This window comes from Bacillus sp. KICET-1 (assembly GCF_027721405.1).
GTDB classification, from domain to species: Bacteria; Bacillota; Bacilli; order Bacillales; family Bacillaceae; genus Bacillus; species Bacillus velezensis.
Map to the genome: position 1 here is coordinate 3,235,108 of NZ_CP113515.1, position 21,163 is coordinate 3,256,270.

Sequence of the window (21,163 nt, forward strand, 5' to 3'; positions counted from 1 at the left end):
TATAAGGAAACAAAAAAACTCTGCCCGAAAACAGGCAGAGGCATTGAACGTTATTTTTTCAAATTGAAAGGCCACCAGTTGGCTCTTCCGAATATTTTCACCATGACCGGTACAAAAAACGGAAGGACGACAATTGCGTACATGAGAAGGCCTGTTAATACCACGGTTGCAATCTGTAATAAGGAAAGAACGCCTGACGGCAGCATGGCCGCAAAGGTTCCCGCTAAAATAATCGCCGCAGAAATGATGACGGAACCCATATTTTTCATACTGCTGATCATTGCGGGTTCCGTTCCTTCTTTTTTCAGCTCATTAAAGCGGTCCATTAAAAAGATGGAATAATCCACGCCAAGAGCCATCAAAATGACAAAGCCGAAGAACGGCACGGCCCAGTTTACGCCCGGATACCCGAAGAAGTGTGTAAAGATGTATTCCGTTACGCCGATGGATGCGAAATACGTCAGTACGAGCGACGCCACTAAATAAACAGGCATAATGAGGGAGCGCAGCATCACGATGAGAATCAGAAAAATTCCCGCCAGCATAAACATTGCCGTCCGTTTGAAGTCTGAATCCGATACTTCCTTCAGATCGGCATTCATGCTGGAGACTCCCGAAACGCCGAAGGAAGCATTCTTCAGATCCGTGTTCGGAATGGCCCTTTTTACGCTCGCTTTGATCGCTTGAATATCTTGAATGGCCGTATTTGAGTAAGGATTGTTATCAAGAACGACAGTCAATTCTGTCGTTTTTCTGTCATCTGACATGTACGTATTAAACACGCTTGTGAAATCACTGTTTTTCAAGGCGTCTTTCGGCACAAACCAGCCTGTCATTTCTTTGTCTGACGCCTTGTGAAGCTCACCCAGGTAATCATTCGCCCCCATCATGCCGCTTGATACTTTCTTAAGCCCTTTTACACTGTCGTTAAGGCCTGAAGAAAGATCGCTGAGCCGGGAAGAAAAATCACCGAGACCGCTCTTCATTTTTTTCTGGCCCTCCGCGAGCTGTCCTGCCGCCGATTCAAGGCGCGGCATTTGTCCTGCGAGAGCCCCCTGTCCGTCTGACACTTGCTGCAGACCGTTTTCAATACTGGTCAAACCGTTGATCATTGCGTTAATTTGAGTGTCAATCTTCTTCTGAGCGGCTGCCAGCCGGGCAAATTGTTTTTCCGCTTGCTGCAGATGATCCTTTTGACTGTCGACCTGTTTAGAAAAAGCTTCTGCATCCGCGTTTGCCTTGGAAACGGCTGACTGTACACCCGTAAAGGCCGATTTGATTTCTTGGTAAGAGGGATCGGTTTTGACTGACGGTATTGACGCTTCCAATTTTGCAAACGGCAGCCGGGCAAGCTGCTTGTTCAAATCGGCAAGCTGTCTGCTGGCTTCATCTTTCATCGGCAGGACGGTTTTTACCAATTTTAAAGCGTTTTGCGTTTCTGAAGCGAGACCGCTATTTTGGCTGAGCTGTGAAGTCAGCATTTGTTTTTGCTCTTCAATCTGCTTTCTCATCTGGGCGACGCCGGCTTTATTCTCGTTCACGCCAGCCTGCAGTTTATTCAGGTTTTCTCCTATATCAGAAAGCCCGGATTTCAGAGACAATGTTCCGTCAATAAGCTGATTGACGCTTTTCCCCGACTCTTCGATCTGCGGCTGTGAATCAACTAACGACTTTGCGGCATGCCCTAATCCGTCCGTGATTTTTTCAAGTCCTGTATTGCCTTTATCAAGCCCTTCTTGAAGCTGCTTTGCCTGATTTGTGACAAATAATTGATTCAATCCGTTTCCAGCAGGGCGCGTGGCGCTTCTGACCGTTTTTACACCCTCTGTTTTTTCAAGTTCTCTGCTGATTTTTTCGATATCAATCAGGTGTTTTTCGGTATTTAGAGTCTCATCATTTTTGATGACGACAGTGGCCGGAAGAAGTTCTCCCGGGCCGAATGCGTCTGAAATCGTATTAAACGCGCGGACGGATTCATATTTATCCCCGATTTCGTCAAGACTGTTGTAAGATAGCGACCCTTTGTAAAGAAGGATAGGCGGGACGGTGAATACCGCAACGATTGCAAGACTGATGAGCGGCCTTTTAAATGAAAACCGCCCTGACGTTTCCCATGCTTTGCTTTGAGGATGGGAAATATCGCCCTTAACAGGCCAAAACAGTCTTTTTCCTAAAACAGCCATAAAAAACGGCACGATCGTCATGAGCGCAAGCAGCAGCACCGCGACACCGACCGCAACGGCCGCTGCCGACTGATACAGCTTAAATGTCGCAAATCCGATGCAGGCAAATCCGATCAGCACCGCACCGCCGCTGTACAAAACCGTCTTTCCGGCCGTTTTGTAAGTCACGACGATCGCTTCTCTTATATCAGCGCCATGCGACAGTTCTTCTTTAAACCTGCTGAGAAGCAGAATGCAATAGTCTGTGCCGATTCCGAACATAATCGCCACCATAAAAATCTGAGTAAAAGTTGAGAGCGGAAAATCCAGCTGATCGACTAAAAATGCGACAATCGACTGGCTGACTAAATAAGATATCAATACAGATAAAAGCGGCACAAACGGAGCGACCACTGACCGAAATACAAGAATCAGCACGATCAGGATAAAGGCAACCGTTATATATTCAGTCTTTTTCAAGCCGTCCTGTGAGCTTTTTAACACATCTTCGTCGATCAGCGATTGGCCTGTAATGCCGTATGATACGCCGTACGGTTTCAGCTCTTTATCAATTTTATTTTTTATTTCGATGATATCGTTTTTGGATGTATCAAGCTGCAGCTGAACGAGCATCGTTTGTCTGTCTTTTGACAGCAGCTGTTTTTTGATGTCGTCATTTTTCTCCCCGAAGTATGAGGTCATCGTTTTAATCTGAAGCGCTTTTTTATGTTCAGACAAAGTGCTGACGGCTTCTTCCAGACGATCTTTTTTGTCTGTCATTAAGCCTTTTTCGTGAAATACGATGACGGCAGAAGAAGACGGTGCATCTGAACCAGACATTTCATCAAGCAATTCATGGGCGTAAGAAGAGGAATATCCGTCCGGTACGGAAATCTGCCCTTTCTCCCGTGTCAATTCAGCCATATCAGGCGCTGTAAGCATAAATATCACCGTTGCGGCGACCCATACCGCGGCGATGATCCAGCGGGCTCGGATAATGTTTTTCATTATGTCTGCTGATCCTCCTCTGTCATCATCAATCGATATAATTTTTCATATGTATTCACGAACATCTCCGCCTCGTCTTCATCAAAATACATAATATATGAACGGACGAGTTCCTCAATCCGCCGCTCCACACGGTGAAATACTTCCGTCCCCTTTTCCGTGACATTTAAAAGTATGCTCCGGCGGTCGCTTTGGCTGCGTTCTCTATTGATGTAGCCTTTTTCATACAGGCGGTTCGTCATAGATGTAATGGCGCTTTTATTGACGTGGCACACCGCGGCCAGTTCAATTGATTTGCAATCGGGATTGAGCATAATATAGCGGAGGATATAATATTGATCCAATGTCAGTTCTTTGTTCACTTTTTCAGCGATAATACTGTCAATTTTTTTTAAGACGTGCAGGTATACATCGGAATAACGCTGAATCAGCTGCTTTACTTTTTCTTCATGCACCTTTTCCCCCTCCTTCCGATAGTTAATATGTTTAACTATTAAAAAGAATAACGACTTGACGGTATCATGTCAATCTTCAAAATAAAATAAAAAAAGACAGTGCAGATTACACCGTCTTTAATGATTCCTTCTTTTCTTTTGCTTGTGATGAGATATTTAACAGCGCTAAAAATACAGACACAATGCCGCAAAAAGCGGATAAAATAAAAATCAGCCAGCCTGCATTTGACATCAGGGCAGCAAAGATCGGCGGTCCCGCCGCTACTCCGATAAACCGCATGCTGTTATAAAATGAGGTGATGGTTCCCGATTCCTCGTTGTCTACGCCTTCTGTGATGACAGCGTCTAAAGCCGGCAATGCCATTCCGATACCGATACCGCTGACACACAAAAAGATAAATAATAAATAAAAACTGTGATTCCACCATAGGCCGATAAACGACAGTGTCACGGCACTCATTCCGAAAACGATGCAAAACTTCATTTTGCCTTGGTCTTTTCCGATTTTCCTGCCTGATATATATGAACTGACGGATAGAAATAAAAGCGGGATTGCCAAAAGCGCTCCTTTAGCCACACCGTCAATGCCGTATTTCTTCTCCAGTGAGTCTGATAAATAAAAAAGAACCCCGAACAGCAAAAACATAATCACGCAGCCGATGATAAATACCGTAAAGAGCCAGCGTCCGTCACGTTTAAATATGCGGCCGACATTTTTCACAAATTCGGAAATAGAAGGCGCTTCTTTTTGTTCCTCCGGCTTTGCCACCAAAAACAATACGAGAAAAAAACTGATGAGCGAAAAAAACGGAATGAACCAAAACGGCATAAACCAAAACCATGCAGCCAAGAGCGAACCGAGAATCGGGCTTATTACTTTCCCGGCTGTGTTAGACGTCTCAATATCGCCGAGCCCCGCGGTAATCCGCTCATCATCCCCTTTGAATAAATCACCGATAAACGGCATCACTACAGGAGCCGCCCCTGCCGAACCGATTCCCTGCAGCACCCGCCCCGCCAAGATAATGGGATAAGGATGCTTGAACGCGGTGGAAGCTATCGCGGCAAGCGCTCCGCCCGCGCCGGCTATGAGAAGACAAGGCAGAAGAACCTTTTTTCTTCCGAATTTATCGGACAGATATCCGGCAATCGGAATACAAATAATCGCCACAATCGAATAGACCGTTATAATTAACGATACTTGAAAAGACGATATGGACAGCTTCTTTTCAATCATCGGAAGCACAGGAATCAGCATGGAATTCCCGAGTGTCATCACGAGCGGTACAGAAGCCAGAGCAATGATATTTTTCGTTCCATTTTTCTTCTTACTCAACTTATTCACCCATTCACTATACTTGGTTGTTTCCTGTTTTATTGTGCCTTGCAGAAAACAAAGTATGTACTGAAACGGCAAATAAAAAAACAGACACATGACGCGTCTGTCTTAAAAACGTTTTCTTACAACATGAAAACTGAACTTATCAGCCCGGAAATAATTTAATGAATACAGCACAGGTTCATCATTCTGATTATAGTGGGTTTGCTTCAGCAATAAAAGCGCCGTCTCCGGCTCGCATTCCAAAACCGGTGAAATCGTATCGTGATATCCGATCGGTTCGATATCAGCAACGGCATAGCTGATCACAGACCCGGAGTTTTTTTCCAAAAGATCAAAAATAGACTCCTGTTCATGACAGAAAGAATTCGGCAGAATGTGCATCGGAATCGTATCTAAACAGTAAACGACCGGAGTGCCGCTTGCCGTTCTCACGCGTTCCAAATAAAAAAGCTCCTGCTCAGGCTCAAGCCGGAATCTAGCGATATCTTCATCAGACGGCGTGATGACCTGAGACGACAAAAAAATCGTACCCGGCACCATGTTCGCCTGCTGAATCGTTTTCGTCACGCTGTTGAGCTGTTCAATACCTGAAAGAAACAGCGGTTTTGTATGGACGAAAGTGCCCACACCGTGCCTTCTGATAATCACATGCTCCTCTTCAAGGATACGCAAAGCTTCACGCAGAGTTGCCCGGCTGACACCCATTGATTTTGAAAGCTCAAATTCAGAAGGAAGCTTTTCCTTTTCGGTGTAAATTCCGTTTTGTATATCCTCTTTGATTCGCTCAATCACTTTTAGATACAAGTGACGATTGTCAGCTTTTGTAGACATGTTTCCCCTCCGTAAACCACTTTCATAAATTATTGAACAATTGGGACAACTATATCATGTTTTGATAAAAAAATAAATAGGAATGATTTTGGTGATATCATTTTCAGTGAAAACTCTCTCCTTTTTAAGAAGAGAGCTCATCATATTGTTCCTTAGATAATAGTACTTCCCTCGGTTTGCTTCCTTCATACGGCCCGACGACGCCCCGTTCCTCCATTGCGTCAATCAGACGGGCAGCTCTCGTATATCCGATTCTGAACCGCCTTTGAAGCATGGAGACTGATGCCGTCTGCATGCCGATAATCAAATCGACCGCTTCGTCATAGAGGTCATCCGTTACTTCACTGTGTGTTTCCGAAACTTCTTCCGGAATCATCTCTTCTTGATACTGCGCTTTTTGCTGCGTAATGACATGATCGACGACATGCTCAACCTCTTCATCGGATAAGAATGCCCCTTGCACACGCACCGGCTTATTTGCGCCCACAGGCAGAAACAGCATGTCTCCGCGCCCCAGAAGCTTTTCAGCGCCGCCCATGTCTAAAATCGTCCGTGAATCGGTCTGAGATGAGACACTGAAAGCGATTCTTGACGGGATGTTGGCTTTAATAACACCGGTAATAACGTCGACTGAAGGCCTCTGTGTCGCGATAATCAAATGAATTCCCGCCGCTCGCGCCATCTGTGAAAGTCTCGTAATTGAATCTTCCACGTCGGAAGAAGCGACCATCATCAGATCGGCAAGCTCGTCAACGATGACGACGATGTATGGCAGCTCAGGCTGCTTGACTTCTTCTTCGGCATTTGACCGCTTAATATGGTCGTTATAGCCTTCTATATTTCTCGTACCCGTATGGGAGAACAGCTCATAGCGGCGCTCCATCTCATTGACGACCTTTTTCAAAGCCTGCGAGGCCTTTTTCGGATCTGTCACGACCGGCGCAAGCAGATGAGGAATGCCGTTATACACATTCAGTTCAACCATTTTCGGGTCAATCATCATCATCTTCACTTCATGCGGTTTAGCCCTCATCAGAATGCTCGTAATAATACCGTTGACACAGACGCTTTTTCCGCTTCCCGTTGCCCCCGCTACGAGCAGGTGGGGCATTTTGTTCAGTTCGGCAAGCACGGCTTCCCCGGAAATATTTCGCCCCAAGCCGATCAGAAGCTTCGCGTCCGGCTTGTCATTGAGCTTGGATTCAAGCACTTCTTTTAACGAAACCATCGCAACTTCAGCATTGGGCACCTCGATGCCGATTGCCGATTTGCCCGGAATCGGCGCTTCGATCCGGATATCCTTCGCGGCAAGCGCGAGCGCGAGGTCATCGCTCAGATTCACGATTTTACTGACTTTGACCCCGACGTCCGGATACACCTCATATTTTGTGACCGCCGGACCGAGATGAACCTGCGTCACTTTCGCCTTTACGCCGAAGCTTTGAAAAGTCCGCTCGAGTTTTCTTGCATTCTCGTAAATGTTTTTCTTATCGGTCTGCTGGCCTGTATGTTTCGGGTCAGCCAGTATGTCCAATGAAGGCATTTGATAATCTTTATTTTCAAGCTCTGTAAACGTCATCGGCGGAGCCGCAGCCGTTTCGCCACTGTCTTGAGCGCCGCCGGAAGGCTCAACTTTTGCCGCTTGTGCAGCCTCCTGCGTTTTTTCCGGAATCAGCGGTTCTTCGGCGGGCTCTTCCTGACGGTCTGAAAAGCTTGAAATAATCGGCTCTGAATGGATGATCGGCGAAATGATTTCATCATCCTCTTCCTCCGGTTCAGGCTCTTCTTTTTTCTTTTGAACCCGTTTTTGTTTTTTGCCCGATTTTGTTTTTGTTTTCGGCGAAGACATATTCGTTCTGACCGTCTTCATATCCTCAAGAAATGCCTGCCATTGACCGCGGATAAACCGGCCGACGGGGCTCGTCCACTTTTTGAGCGTTTCCTGCAGTGAACGGCCCGTTACAAGAATCAGCCCCATTAAGATCAGCACGATCGCCATGATTTGTGAACCCGTTGATGCAAATAGAAAGTGGGAAGCTGCAAACAGTACCGCGCCGATCATGCCGCCGCCCAAATCAGGGGAAGCAGCCTGCTGTTTCATGTCAATCATAAACAGCTCCCACGTGTTGCCGATGACACTTGCCGACCGAATCGACCCGTGATGAGACAGATTTTTAAAGAGCTGCACGTGAGACAGCAGCAATATGCTCGCGATAATACAGTACAACCCTGCCTTTCTTCTCGTTAAAAGGCTTGGACTCTTCTTTTTCCAAAACAGCGAAATTCCGAGAAGGAAGAGCGCAATTAAGCATAAAATAAACCACTCTCCGGCAAAAAAACGGAACAAGTACACAAATGTCTGTCCCACAACGCCGAGCTGCAAAACAGCAATAATTGAGATTGCAACACAGAGCAGTCCGCTTAGTTCGTATTTTAGATTGAGCTTACTCTCTTGTTTCTTTTTAGATTTCCGTTTTTTCTTTGCCACACTCATCACCTTACTGCGTTAAAAAATGTAAAATCATACCTCATGAAGAAAAGCAGCCTTTTGCCGGCTGCATTTTTCTGTAGGATTCCCCTATTATAGCATATTTTGCCCCCGAGAAACGGACTGAATGCCGGTTAGATTTTCAGCTTGATTTTTTGTCCCGGAGCGATGTCCGGATTCAGAAAATCCATCGGGTTCGTACTTAAAATCTGTACGACTTCAGCTTCATTTCCCTTCATCTCAACTAGCAGCGGCACGCCGGCGTAATCGACCTGTTCATGCACGCTTTGCTCTATATCCTGTCCGTAAACGACTTCTTGGGGCATGACGGTATAAAGGATCATTGAATCATCCTTCCTTCCTCGCCCTTTCGTTCCTCAATCAGCTGATTCAGCTTTTTTATCGCCTGTCCGACGCCGCCCACGGCATCAATTAATCCGTAATCAGCCGCATCTTTCCCGACTACGTTCGTCCCGATATCCCTGGTTAAGTTTCCTTTTGAAAACATCAGCTCTTTGAATTTTTCTTCGGAAATATTTGAATGATGGGTCACAAAGTTGACGACCCGCTCCTGCATTTTATCCAAGTATTCAAACGTTTGCGGAACCCCGATAACCAGACCTGTAAGCCGAACGGGGTGAATGGTCATAGTCGCTGTTTCCGCGATAAAACTATGATCACATGACACGGCGATCGGCACACCTATGGAGTGGCCCCCGCCGAGTACGATTGAAACGGTCGGTTTTGATAAGGATGCGAGCATTTCCGCAATCGCAAGCCCCGCTTCCACATCGCCTCCGACGGTGTTTAAGATGATCAGAAGTCCTTCGATTTTCGGATTTTGCTCAATCGCGACGATTTGCGGAATGACGTGTTCATATTTGGTTGTTTTATTTTGCGGCGGGAGCTGGACGTGCCCCTCAATTTGGCCGATGATCGTCAGGCAGTGAATATTGGTATCTTGGGACATTTGCGGCAGAGATGTCTCTCCCAGCTGCTGAATTTTGCTCATAATGCTGTCTTTCGCATCTGATTTTTCGGGCTGCTGTTCTTCGGTGTTTTCCATACGATGATCCATTTTATCTTTCACCCTTTCCGAATGTCTCTTTGTATTATGAACAAAGATGATGATTTCCATCCGGGACATGAACAAAAACAAAGCCGGAGCATCATGCGCTCCGGCTTTGTATACATTATACTTCCATAATGATCGGAATGATCATCGGCTTGCGTTTTGTTTTTTCATAAAGGAATTGATTCAGCGCATCACGCATTGCTTGTTTCAGCGTGGACCATTCTACGGCAGATGTTTCCGTCGCTTCAGTCACGATAGAGCGGACGAGCTCAGTAGCTTGTACAATTAAACCTTCTGATTCTCTGACATACACGAAACCGCGCGTAATGATCTCAGGACCTGATACGAGGTTCTTTTTCTGCTTATCGAGTGAGATCACGACGATGAGAATGCCGTCTTGTGATAATAAGCGGCGGTCTCTCAGCACGATGTTGCCGATGTCGCCGACTCCGAGGCCGTCAATCAGAACGTTTCCGTACGTGACTTTATCCCCGATTTTCACATTCTGACCGCGGAATTCAACGACGTCACCTTTTTCAATCAAGAAAATGTCGCTGCGTTTCATGCCGATCTCTTCTGCGATTTTGGAATGCGCTTTTTGCATTCTGAATTCACCGTTAACCGGAATTAAATATTTCGGTTTCAGCAAATTAAGCATGAGTTTCAATTCTTCCTGCGAACCGTGACCGGACACATGCACGCGTTTTTGGGCGAAAATGACTTGAGCGCCGGCGCGGGCAAGCAGGTTGACGGTTTTGGAATATATCAATTCATGCCCCGGAATCGGTGTTGATGCAATGACAACGGTGTCTCCTTCTTCAATGTTAAGCTGCTTGTGCGCCTGCTTGGCCATCCGCGTAAGAGCGGCCAGCGGCTCACCATGGCTTCCGGCTGTAACAATTGCCACGTCCCGCTTCGGATATTTTTTCACATCCTGCACAGGAATAAACATTTCATCTTCGGCTTCAATATAGCCGAGTTTGCGCCCAAGCTGAAGCACGTTTTGCAGATTTTTTCCGGCGATTGCAAGTTTGCGGCCGTTCTGGACGGCAGCCTGTATCACTTGCTGGATCCGGTTGATATTAGACGCGAATACAGCAATGATGACACGGTTTTCTGAACTGTTCATCGCATCGGAAATTTCACCGCTTACATATGCTTCTGACGGAGTATACCCCGGGCGCTCCGCATTGGCGCTGTCAGAAAGCAGGGCGAGCACGCCGCTGTTTCCGATTTTGGCAATTTCGCCAATATCACATGATTGGTGATAAGCAGGCGTCTGGTCAAATTTAAAGTCTCCCGTGCATACAATAGAGCCAAGTGATGTTTTGAAGCTGACTCCCACTGAATCCGGAATACTGTGAATTGTTTTAAAGAACGATACTTTCGTTGATTCAAATGTAATGACTGATTTAGAGTGAACTTCACGCAAATCAGCTTTTCGATTATGCCCGTACTGCTTGAGTTTTTCTCTCAGTAATGCAAGAGTAAGCTTCGTTCCGTATACCGGCACCGACAGCTTGTTCAATAAATAAAAGACGCCTCCAATGTTTTCATCGTGCCCGTGTGTCAGAAAGATGGCCTTCACGCGGTCAGCCCGTTCTACTAAGTAGGAAATATCCGGAATGACGACATCAATACCGAGCATTTCATTTTCAGGGTGCATCAGCCCTGCATCCACTACAAATATGTCTGAGTCAATTTCAATGACATATAGGTTCTTCCCAATTTCTCCGACGCCGCCAAGGGCGATAATTCTGACGTTTTCTGTATTTTTCTTTTTCAAAATCTGTATCCTCCTAGTCTCATACCCGTCCATCATCACTTGTTCCTATTATAACTGATATCAATTTTAGAAAACAAGAAGAAGCGGAAGGTTTAGGGAAAACCAATATGTATACAAAACGGTCAAACTCACGATAAAAATGAGAATGACCGCGTATTTTAACTGTATAAATTTTTTCTTACAGTTCGCTGATGACGCTGCTCAGGCTCAGACGTTCATCTTCATTCAGCGGGATAAGAGGAAGACGCACAGATCCGACATCAAGGCCTTTCAGCTGTAGCGCCGTTTTGACCGGAGCCGGATTAGGCGCTTTAAAGAGCTCCTTCATGATCGGCTGAAGCTTCTGATGAATCAGTGCCGCGGTTGCCGTCTGCCCGTTCGTATAGTTTTTAATCATCTGCTGCATGTCAGAACCTACGATATGGCTGGCCACTGACACGACTCCTCTTCCGCCGACTGCGAGAATAGGAAGCGTTAACCCGTCATCACCTGAATAGACGTAAAAATCTTCCGGTGTTTCGGCAATGATTTTCGTAATGGCATCAAGATCGCCGCTCGCTTCTTTAATCGCAGAGATATTCGGAATCTCCGCAAGTCTGATGGCCGTTTCCGGCGCAAGCGAAGCGACCGTTCTGCCCGGCACGTTGTAAAGCATCACAGGAAGAGACGTTTCTTCCGCAATGGCTTTAAAATGACGGTACATACCCTCTTGGGAAGGCTTATTATAATACGGCGTGACAAGCATAACGCAATCGACGCCGGCTTCTTCAGCTTTTTTTGTCAGTTTAATGGAGTCTTTTGTATTGTTGCTTCCCGTACCCGCAATGACAGGCACGCGTCCGTTCACTTCTTTGACTGTAAATTCAAAGAGTGCAATTTTTTCTTCCGTTGAAAGTGTCGGAGATTCGCCGGTCGTGCCTGCGACGACTAAAGAATCCGTGCCGTTTTTCAACAAATAGTCGATTAATGTAGACAGTTTTTGAAAGTCTACATTCCCTTTACTGTCAAAGGGGGTAATCATCGCTGTAGATATATTTCCGACATTCATTTTTTTCACCTCATCATGATTCAATCACATTTACTTTGAAAGTTCAAACACTTCATGCAGCGCATTTACGGCCGTTACCATATCTTTTTCATGAACGAGCACCCAGATCGTCGTATGGCTGTCGGCAGATTGCAGAATCGGAATGCCTTTATCAGAAAGTGCGGAGACGATTTTTGACGTGACACCCGGAACACCCATTATCCCGGCGCCGACCGCTGACACTTTCGCACAGCTCTCCGTCACTGTCGGCTCATACCCTAATTCAGCCAAGATGCTGCGCGCGGCTTCCGTTTTACTGCCGGCTACGGTATATACGATTTCACTCGGCGTAATGTTAAAGAAATCTACGCTGATTCCGGCATTTGCCATTGCTTTAAAGACTTCAGTCTGAACGTTGTATTGCCCCATTTTGGCGGGAACCTTAAATTGCGTCACATCTTTCACATGGGCGATCCCCGTAATCAGCCGTTCGAATACATCGCTGCCGATGTTAGACGAATGATGGGACGTCACCAAAGTCCCTTTGTCTTTTGAATAAGTGGAGCGCACGCGGATCGGCACCTTTGCCTGCATGGCGATTTCCACCGCGCGCGGATGAATGACTTTCGCGCCTTGATAGGCAAGGTTGCAGATTTCCGTATATGTGACGTTCGGAAGCGGCTTAGCATTTTCCACGATTCTCGGATCGGCTGTCATAACGCCTTCCACGTCCGTAAAAATGTCGATAAACTCAGCATCTACCGCCGCGCCGAGCGCCGCTGCTGAAGTATCGCTTCCTCCTCTGCCGATCGTCGTCGTGTCGCCTTTTTCAGTCGCTCCCTGAAATCCTGCGACAACGACAGCGTCATGGCTGGCGAGTGCAGCGAAAAGCCGCTCTGTTTTCATTTCTATAATTTTGGCGTCAGTATGCTGGGCATTGGTTAAAAAGCCGGCTTGGGCTCCTGTTAAAGCTGCGGCTTTTATGCCGTTTTCCTTCAGCATGCTGGAAAAAACAACGGACGAAATCGTTTCTCCGCAAGACAGAAGCATATCCTGCTCTCTCGGAGAAATGTCGGACTGGCTGCCGTAAAGGAGCCCGATTAAAGAATCTGTCGCGTACGGGTCTCCTTTTCTTCCCATCGCTGATACGACAACGACAACTTTATAACCTTCACTGATGGCATCTTTAATGTGTGCTAGCGCAAGCTTGCGGCCTTTGTCATCTTTTACGGATGTTCCGCCGAATTTTTGAACAATGATCTTCACTATTTTCACTCCAAATTAGTCTGACGTAACAGAAGAGAGCAGGCAGAGCCTTACTCTCTTCTATTCGCCTATAGAAAATACGTTTGTTTTATACGAGGTTCAGTTTTTGCAGGCTTTCCGCGATTTGGACTGAGTTCCAAGCGGCGCCTTTTAACAGGTTATCAGAAACAACCCACAAATGAAAACCGTTTGCTCTGTCCAAATCTTTCCGGATTCTTCCTACAAATACATCGCGTTTGCCGACGCAATCAGCAGGCATCGGGTAAAGCTGCTCCGCCGGATCATCCTGAAGCGTAACACCCGGAGCTTCTTTCAAAAGCTGTTTAATATCTTCAACGGTTGCGTCATCACGGTCAAGCTCAATGTAAACAGATTCTGAGTGCCCTGTTTCAATCGGCAGTCTGACACATGTCGCAGCCACTTCCAGCTTCGGCATATGCATAATTTTTTTCGTTTCATTAATCATTTTCATTTCCTCAAACGTATAGCCGTTGTCTTGGAATTTATCAATTTGCGGAATGGCGTTAAATGCGATTTGATAATGCTTTTTGTCGCCTTTAACCGGCATAATGGACGGTTCTGCGGGTTCATTGTTTAAAATCGCCTTTGTCTGGCTGTACAATTCTTTCGCCGCTTCATTGCCGGCTCCGGAAACAGCTTGGTAAGTAGATACAATGACTTTTTTCAAACCGTACGCTTTGCGGATCGGTTCAAGCGCAGCCACCATCTGAATCGTTGAACAGTTAGGGTTGGCGATAATGCCGTTATGTTTGTGCAGATCACCTTCGTTCACCTCAGGCACCACGAGCGGTGTATTTTCGTCCATACGGAATGCGCTCGTATTGTCAATCACGATGGCTCCCCGTTTTACAGCCTCAGGCGCCAAGCTTTGTGATACGCTTCCGCCGGCGCTGAATAACGCGATATGAACGCCTTCGAAGCTTTCAGGAACAGCTTCCTGCACTGTATATTCTTCGCCTTTAAACGTTACTTTCGTACCAGCAGAACGCTTTGAGGATAGTAGTGTGAGTGTTTCGATTTCAAAGTTTCTGTCTTCCAGTGTTTTCAGCATTTGCTGTCCTACGGCTCCCGTCGCTCCGACAACTGCTACGTGTAATCCTCTTCCCATCTGTAAAACTCCTTCCGCCAATTAAGCATCATTTGTTGAATTGACTTTGCATTTTACGTTTTATTTTACCATAGAATAGTCACGGATTGACCGAATTTTTTTATTCCGGAATGATTTTCTGTCATCATGATTTATTCATGATGGTGTACGAGCACCGGCTGAACCTGCTGGTGCAAAAGAGCTTTTTCTACCGTAATCGGAAGGAGATCCATTCTGGCGACGAGCGATGTCGGTTTTTTCACGTGGTCATCCTGGCCGAACGGGATGAAATATATGTTTTTTGCGGACATCAGCCTCATTAAATTCGTTCCGTTTAAACCGAGTCCGTCATTTGTTGAAATTCCGAGCACGACCGGCCGGCCGTTGCGGATCGTGGCTTTCGCAGCCATAAGGACAGGGCTGTCAGTCATCGCATTTGCGAGTTTGCTCATTGAATTTCCGGTTAAAGGGGCGATGACCATGCAGTCGAGCGGAAGTTTCGGCCCGAGAGGCTCCGCTTTTACGATGGAATCAATCGCCTCAAAGCCTGTTGCTTCTTCAATTTTTCTGACCCAATCTCCCCCCTCCCCAAAGCGGGTATCGGTCGATTGAACGGTTGACGTCACGACCGGCCGGACTTCAGCTCCTTGACTGATAAGCGCCTCTATTTGCGGAAACACTTCCTCATATGTGCAATGCGAGCCGGTTAATCCGAATCCGATTCTTTTCCCTTTCAGAGACATGGTTATTTCCCCTCTTTCTTTAAGTCTGCCAAAAGCTTGCTCAATACGTTCGCAATAATCTGTCCGGCTGTTTTCGGAGCCACAATTCCCGGAAGACCCGGAGCAAGCAGCGCTTTAATGCCTTGTTTTTCAGCATATTTGAAATCCGTTCCGCCCGGACGGGATGCTAAATCCAAAATCAAGGTCTTCGGCGTCATGCGCGATAAAACGCTTTGATTCAGAATCAAGCTCGGTACGGTGTTAATGCAGATATCAATATCATTTACATGTTCAGTAAGCTCTTCAAGTTGAAAAGGAAAAAGCCCCATTTCCGATATACGGGCTAAATGAGCCGAACTCCGCGCGCCCACTTTTACTTTCGCCCCTAACGCTGCAAACGTCCGGGCGATCGTCATACCGGTGCGCCCCATGCCGAGAACGGCGACATTTGATCCGTGAATGGTATAATCCGTATGCTGAATCGCCATCATGATTGTTCCTTCAACAGTGGGAATCGAGTTGAATATCGCGATGTCGTCCCGCTCAAATAATTTCACAAGCTTACGGCCGGCTTCGCTGGCGATCCCCTCAAGATACGCGTTGGAGATGCCTGAATAAATGACGCAATGCTCCGGTGTCCGCTCAAGATAGCTCTGCTTTAATACCACTTCTTCATTTGAAAAAACCGTGGAAACAACGCCTTCTCCGGTCGTTGCCGATACGGGCAGGATGATACTGTCTATTTTTTGAAAGGGAATCTCATCGATTTTGCATTTGACGGTTCCTGTAAAACCGTCATCCAATTGGTCAAACCCTGCAAGATAAATATCGGCATGCTGTTCTGTCAGCTTTCTTATAATCTCAAGCTGTCTTGCGTCACCGCCAATGATCGCAATTGTCAATCCGGTTAACATCTGAAACGTTCACCTTCTTTACAGTTACTGGATCTTTTAAGTGTCATCCTCCTCTTCATCGTATGTGCGAAGAGAAAGGGCGGTGAATGTACAGCGTCTTTTTCATAAAAAAAGCACCGGCTGTATGAGCCGGTGCTTGCAACAATTGAATAAGATCTACTCTTCGGGAGGCGTGATCTCCCCCGGAACGTCTAAAATGATCATGTCTGGCCCGATTTTTTGGATATGGTTCCAGGGGACGCGGATGTCGTGGCCTTGTTTTCGCAATCCGAACCATTTTACCGTCGGTATCAACAGCGCGGTAATTTGTCCGTCCTGTTCATTAATTTCCAAATCGGTCTGGCCGAGCACGCCGAGCCGCTCTGCACGTTTAATGTCCACAATTTCTTTACCTGACAGTTCACTGAGCCTCATGATAGCCACCCCCTTGTACTATATGACCCGGAGCAAAAAAAAATGCCTGCCCCGTATAGAGGCAGACTGCTTTTCTGCTTAAGATGAAGCCGGCATATTGCCGGTCGGGCTGATGAGCGATAGTGCGTAATCATCCGTAAATAAGCGGCGGCTGAGGCCGTTGACGCTTTCCAGGCTGACCGCATTTAATTCAGTGATAATTTCATCCATGGTCTTATGCTTTCCGAGCAGGAGTTCGTTTTTCCCGTTCCGGCTCATTTTGCTGTTTGTGCTCTCTAAGCTGAGCATTAAGCTCCCCTTCATTTGCTCTTTGCTGTTTTCCAGCTCTTTCGGGGTGATACCGTCACGTTTTAGAACCGATAACGTTTCCTGAATGGTTTCAGACAGAAGTCCGAGCTGATTCGCGCCGGTGCCTCCGTAAATCGTCAGCATACCGCTGTCTTCATAGGAACTGTGATAGCTGTATACAGAATAGGCCAGTCCTTTATCTTCGCGCACATCCTGGAAAAGACGGCTGCTCATGCTTCCGCCCAGCACGTTGTTTAAGACGATCAAATCGTAAATGTCCGCATCTCCGACTTTCAGGCCTTTGAAACCGAGACAGAGATGCGCCTGTTCGGTGTCTTTTTTTCTGGTCAGCTTTTCATAATGAAACTCAGGCTCGCTGATGCCGCTTGCTTTGCCCTTCGCTTCGTATGTACCGAACCATTTCTCCACGTCTTTAATGAATTGTTCTGTTACATTTCCGGCGACAGAAATGACGACGCGGTCCGGCGTGTAAAAGTCATCCATATGCTGTCTGAGAGAATCGCCGTTAAATGACGAAAGCGTTTCCTCCGTCCCGAGAATCGGGTAGCCGAGCGAATGATTGCCGTATGTCGCTTTGCTCAGCAGATCGTGGACAATGTCATCCGGCGCGTCTTCATACATTTTGATTTCTTCATATACGACGTTCTTTTCTTTTTTGAGCTCATCTTCGTCAAAAGCAGAATGAAAGAACATATCAGCCAGCACATCAAGTGCGTAGTTTGCATGCTCATCCAGAACTTTGGCGTAATAGCACGTATATTCTTTTGAAGTGAAGGCATTCACTTGGCCGCCTATCCGATCGAAGGATTCTGCGATTTCCCGTGCGGACCTGGTATTTGTTCCTTTAAAAAACATATGCTCAAGAAAGTGCGAAATACCGTTTGTCTCCGGCGTTTCATGACGTGACCCCGTCCCGATCCAGACGCCGATTGCCACAGACCGCACCGTTGGATTATTTTCAAGCACAACTCTTACACCGTTTTGGCATGTATAGCGTTTTATCAAGTCTGTTCCTCCTATTCAAAGACAGGCAAACTGCCGCCTGCTACTTCATCAGCCTGTTTTCATCCATTAAGTCAGACACTGAGCCGAGCGCGTAGCCTTTTTCTTTGATTTTTGCAATCAGTGTATCCAGGCTTTTCGCAGTCGGATCAGTCGGATGCATTAAAATCATGGCTCCGTTATGTATTTTGCTCAACACCCTTGTTTGTAAAACAGCCGGAGACGGTTTTTGCCAGTCAATGGTGTCAACGGTCCACATGATGGTGCCCATTCCTTTTTCCGCCGCAAGGTCGACCACCGCTTTTCTGAAGCTGCCGCTTGGCGGCGCAAACCATTTCGGCTTCATGCCGAGCGTCTCGCTGATTTGTGCATTGGTTTTGTCAAGCTGTTCGGAAATGCTTCCTGAAGTCAGTTTGCTCATATCAGGGTGATTGTATGAATGATTTCCGATTTCATGTCCGTCTGCCGCTATTTTTTTCCCAAGTTCCTGATTGTTTTTCAGCCATTTCCCTTCAAGAAAGAAAGTTGCTTTGACCTGGTGCTGCTTCAGAATAGGCAGCATTTGCTCCACGTATTCGTTTCCCCAGGCGACATTTATCAGGAAAGCGACCATCGGTTTGTCGGGATTTCCTTTATAAATGGGTTCGGGCGCGAGAGAATCAAGATGGACTTTCGGTTTCACCTGCTCATAGACAAGGCCGTCTTCGTGAAATTCTCCGTCCTTTTTCATTTGCTTATAGGATTTTTCCACATTGACTTTTAAACCGTTATATCCCGGTATACTCTTCCATATTTTATCAATCCGCGCGTCTTGCGGCTTCACTTCATACTCTGACGCTTTTTGCAGTAATTCTTCATAGAGCGGATCTTTTGATGCTGACACAGTTACAGCGTCTTTTTTCATTGCGTCTATGTAATCAACTGTATACGGATTTTTTAACATTTCAAACGAAACAAAAAAAAGAAATAAAAAAACGGCAAACGGCACGAATTTTTTCAACATGTCCTTCCCTCCTCATCACACATTATGTATGAGGAGGACAAGGTAGAACCCGTCTGTTGTCTTTCTCAAAATAAAGAAGCCGGGTCTCCCAGGCTCCTTGTTAGGTTTTCATTTAAGATTGTTGTTGTTCCTGTTCTTTTTCTTTCTCTTCGCGCAGCACTGCTTTACGCGACAGATTCACTCGTCCCTGTTTGTCAATTTCGGTTACCTTCACAAGGATTTCGTCACCGATTTTCACAACATCCTCAACCTTGCCGACCCGTTCGAGCGCTAGTTCAGAGATGTGAACGAGACCGTCTTTTCCGCTGAAGATTTCAACGAAAGCGCCGAATTTCTCAATCCGTTTGACTTTACCGAGGTAAAGCTGGCCGACTTCGACTTCTCTGACAAGATCTTCGATGATTTTTTTCGCTTTTTGGTTGCTGCTTTCATCAGTAGAAGAAATAAAGATGGTGCCGTCTTGTTCAATGTCAATTTTAACACCGGTATCTTCAATGATTTTGTTGATTTGTTTACCGCTCGGTCCGATAACGTCACGGATTTTATCCGGATTAATGTTCATCGTTAAAATTTTCGGCGCATATTGAGAAAGTTCTTTTCTTGATTCACCAAGCGTGCTGAGCATGCTGTTCAAGATTTCCATTCTTCCTTTTTTCGCCTGCTGAAGCGCTTCTTCAAGAATTTCTCTTGAAAGGCCTTCAATTTTAATGTCCATTTGCAGCGCTGTCACGCCTTTTTCCGTGCCGGCTACTTTAAAGTCCATGTCACCGAGGGCGTCTTCCATCCCTTGAATATCCGTTAATACCGTATAGTACTCGCCTGATTTCACAAGTCCCATCGCGATACCTGCAACAGGGGCTTTAATCGGAACACCTGCGTCCATCATGGCAAGCGTGCTCGCGCAAATGCTGGCCTGTGAAGTGGAACCGTTTGATTCAAGCACTTCGGATACGAGGCGGACCGTATACGGGAAGTCTTTTTCATTCGGAATGACCGGCTCAAGCGCACGCTCTCCAAGAGCGCCGTGACCGATCTCACGGCGTCCCGGTCCGCGCATCGGGCCTGTCTCCCCTACGCTGAACTGCGGGAAGTTATAATGATGCATAAAACGTTTTGATTCTTCCACGCCTAAACCGTCAAGAATCTGAACGTCCCCAAGGGCGCCTAATGTACAAACGCTGAGCGCCTGCGTCTGTCCTCTCGTAAACAGCCCGGAGCCATGCGTTCTCGGCAGAAGGCCGACTTCTGAAGAAAGCGGGCGGATTTGATCAACGCCGCGGCCGTCCGGACGGACTTTTTCTTCTGTGATCAAACGGCGCACTTCGTTTTTCACGAGTTTAGACAGTGTCTGTTTCACTTTTTTAATCGTATCTTCATCATGCTCTTCTTCTTCGAATTTCGCGACAACTGCATTTTTCACTTCATTGATCGCGTCTTCGCGAGCATGTTTTTCGTGAACCTGAATGGCGCTGAGAAGATCCGGCTCCGCAAGGCTTTTTACTTTTTCGCTGAGCTCTTCGTCAATTTCATACAGTTCGATTTCTGTTTTTTCTTTGCCGACTGCTGCGACGATTTCTTCTTGGAATGCGATCAGGCGCTTAATTTCTTCGTGACCGAACATAATCGCCTCAAGCATGATTTCTTCAGGAACTTCATCTGCTCCGGCTTCCACCATGTTGATGGCGTCTTTTGTGCCTGCAACGATGAGGTTGATATCACTTTTTTCAAGCTGGTCAACCGTCGGATTGATAACGAATTTCCCGTCAATGCGGCCTACCGTCACACCCGCGATCGGGCCTTCAAACGGGATATCGGAAACGCAAAGAGCGAGTGATGAACCGAACATTGCAGCCATTTCAGATGAGCAGTCCTGATCAACACTCATGACAATGCTGATGACCTGTACTTCGTTACGGAATCCGTCTGCGAAAAGCGGGCGGATCGGACGGTCGATCAGACGGCTGGCTAAAACGGCCTTTTCACTTGGACGGCCTTCTCTTTTAATAAAACCGCCCGGAATTTTACCTACTGCGTATAATCTTTCTTCATAGTTAACGGTAAGCGGGAAAAAATCTAGCGGTTTCGGTTCTTTTGATGCGGTTGCTGTGCTGAGCACTGCAGTATCGCCGTAGCGGACCATGACAGCGCCGTTTGCCTGTTTGGCAAGCTGGCCGGCTTCTACTGTAAGCTGTCTGCCGGCCCAATCTATGGTAAAGACATGTTTCTCTTGTCCCATTCGATTACGAGCTCC

At 46.6% G+C, this 21,163-nt stretch carries 17 protein-coding genes; all 17 read right to left on the bottom strand.

The window, feature by feature from the left end:
• Nucleotides 1-50: 50 nt before the first annotated feature.
• The 17 genes from OVA33_RS16310 to pnp all read right to left on the bottom strand — a co-directional run bounded on the left by OVA33_RS16310 (nucleotide 51) and on the right by pnp (nucleotide 21,148).
• The gene (locus tag OVA33_RS16310) at nucleotides 51-3,170 is read right to left on the bottom strand and encodes an MMPL family transporter (protein WP_022553331.1); all 3,120 of its coding nucleotides are present in this window, start codon (nucleotides 3,168-3,170) and stop codon (nucleotides 51-53) included.
• Nucleotides 3,170-3,625, bottom strand: a complete 456-nt coding sequence (locus OVA33_RS16315; protein ID WP_003154157.1) for a MarR family winged helix-turn-helix transcriptional regulator — start codon at nucleotides 3,623-3,625, stop codon at nucleotides 3,170-3,172. The genes OVA33_RS16310 and OVA33_RS16315 overlap by 1 nt, the downstream gene beginning before the upstream one ends.
• A gap of 106 nt (nucleotides 3,626-3,731) precedes the next feature.
• Nucleotides 3,732-4,961: a bacillibactin exporter BcbE gene (locus tag OVA33_RS16320; RefSeq protein WP_017417794.1), complete on the bottom strand. Its 1,230-nt coding sequence runs from the start codon at nucleotides 4,959-4,961 to the stop codon at nucleotides 3,732-3,734.
• A 111-nt stretch (nucleotides 4,962-5,072) separates the two neighbouring features.
• Complete coding sequence (locus OVA33_RS16325; RefSeq protein ID WP_007409813.1) at nucleotides 5,073-5,798, bottom strand: GntR family transcriptional regulator; 726 nt, start codon at nucleotides 5,796-5,798, stop codon at nucleotides 5,073-5,075.
• 124 nt (nucleotides 5,799-5,922) lie between these two features.
• The gene (locus OVA33_RS16330) at nucleotides 5,923-8,286 is read right to left on the bottom strand and encodes an FtsK/SpoIIIE family DNA translocase (protein ID WP_063636644.1); all 2,364 of its coding nucleotides are present in this window, start codon (nucleotides 8,284-8,286) and stop codon (nucleotides 5,923-5,925) included.
• A 134-nt stretch (nucleotides 8,287-8,420) separates the two neighbouring features.
• Complete coding sequence (locus OVA33_RS16335; protein ID WP_003154161.1) at nucleotides 8,421-8,630, bottom strand: YlzJ-like family protein; 210 nt, start codon at nucleotides 8,628-8,630, stop codon at nucleotides 8,421-8,423.
• Nucleotides 8,627-9,364, bottom strand: coding sequence for a ClpP family protease (locus OVA33_RS16340; RefSeq protein WP_003154162.1), 738 nt, complete (start codon nucleotides 9,362-9,364; stop codon nucleotides 8,627-8,629). Before OVA33_RS16340 ends, OVA33_RS16335 begins: the two co-directional genes overlap by 4 nt.
• Nucleotides 9,365-9,479: 115 nt before the next feature.
• Nucleotides 9,480-11,147: a ribonuclease J2 gene (gene rnjB, locus OVA33_RS16345; protein ID WP_017417792.1), complete on the bottom strand. Its 1,668-nt coding sequence runs from the start codon at nucleotides 11,145-11,147 to the stop codon at nucleotides 9,480-9,482.
• A gap of 178 nt (nucleotides 11,148-11,325) precedes the next feature.
• Complete coding sequence (dapA, locus tag OVA33_RS16350) at nucleotides 11,326-12,195, bottom strand: 4-hydroxy-tetrahydrodipicolinate synthase (RefSeq protein WP_017417791.1); 870 nt, start codon at nucleotides 12,193-12,195, stop codon at nucleotides 11,326-11,328.
• A gap of 30 nt (nucleotides 12,196-12,225) precedes the next feature.
• Nucleotides 12,226-13,440 carry an aspartate kinase gene (dapG, locus tag OVA33_RS16355; protein WP_003154168.1) on the bottom strand — a complete coding sequence of 405 codons (1,215 nt, stop codon included), beginning with the start codon at nucleotides 13,438-13,440 and terminating at the stop codon, nucleotides 12,226-12,228.
• A gap of 88 nt (nucleotides 13,441-13,528) precedes the next feature.
• Nucleotides 13,529-14,569, bottom strand: coding sequence for an aspartate-semialdehyde dehydrogenase (gene asd / locus OVA33_RS16360; RefSeq protein ID WP_003154169.1), 1,041 nt, complete (start codon nucleotides 14,567-14,569; stop codon nucleotides 13,529-13,531).
• 131 nt (nucleotides 14,570-14,700) lie between these two features.
• Complete coding sequence (dpaB, locus tag OVA33_RS16365; RefSeq protein ID WP_007409809.1) at nucleotides 14,701-15,291, bottom strand: dipicolinate synthase subunit B; 591 nt, start codon at nucleotides 15,289-15,291, stop codon at nucleotides 14,701-14,703.
• Nucleotides 15,292-15,293: 2 nt separating this feature from the next.
• Entirely contained in the window at nucleotides 15,294-16,184 is an 891-nt protein-coding gene (dpaA, locus tag OVA33_RS16370; protein ID WP_017417790.1) for a dipicolinic acid synthetase subunit A, read from the bottom strand.
• 156 nt (nucleotides 16,185-16,340) lie between these two features.
• Nucleotides 16,341-16,598 (bottom strand): YlmC/YmxH family sporulation protein, encoded by a 258-nt coding sequence (locus OVA33_RS16375; RefSeq protein ID WP_063636643.1) that lies wholly within the window; start codon nucleotides 16,596-16,598, stop codon nucleotides 16,341-16,343.
• A gap of 78 nt (nucleotides 16,599-16,676) precedes the next feature.
• Nucleotides 16,677-17,912, bottom strand: a complete 1,236-nt coding sequence (locus OVA33_RS16380) for a M16 family metallopeptidase (RefSeq protein ID WP_014417791.1) — start codon at nucleotides 17,910-17,912, stop codon at nucleotides 16,677-16,679.
• 40 nt (nucleotides 17,913-17,952) lie between these two features.
• Nucleotides 17,953-18,912, bottom strand: coding sequence for a polysaccharide deacetylase family protein (locus OVA33_RS16385; RefSeq protein ID WP_015417486.1), 960 nt, complete (start codon nucleotides 18,910-18,912; stop codon nucleotides 17,953-17,955).
• Between the two features lie 112 nt (nucleotides 18,913-19,024).
• Nucleotides 19,025-21,148: a polyribonucleotide nucleotidyltransferase gene (gene pnp, locus OVA33_RS16390; RefSeq protein WP_007611468.1), complete on the bottom strand. Its 2,124-nt coding sequence runs from the start codon at nucleotides 21,146-21,148 to the stop codon at nucleotides 19,025-19,027.
• Nucleotides 21,149-21,163 lie beyond the last annotated feature (15 nt).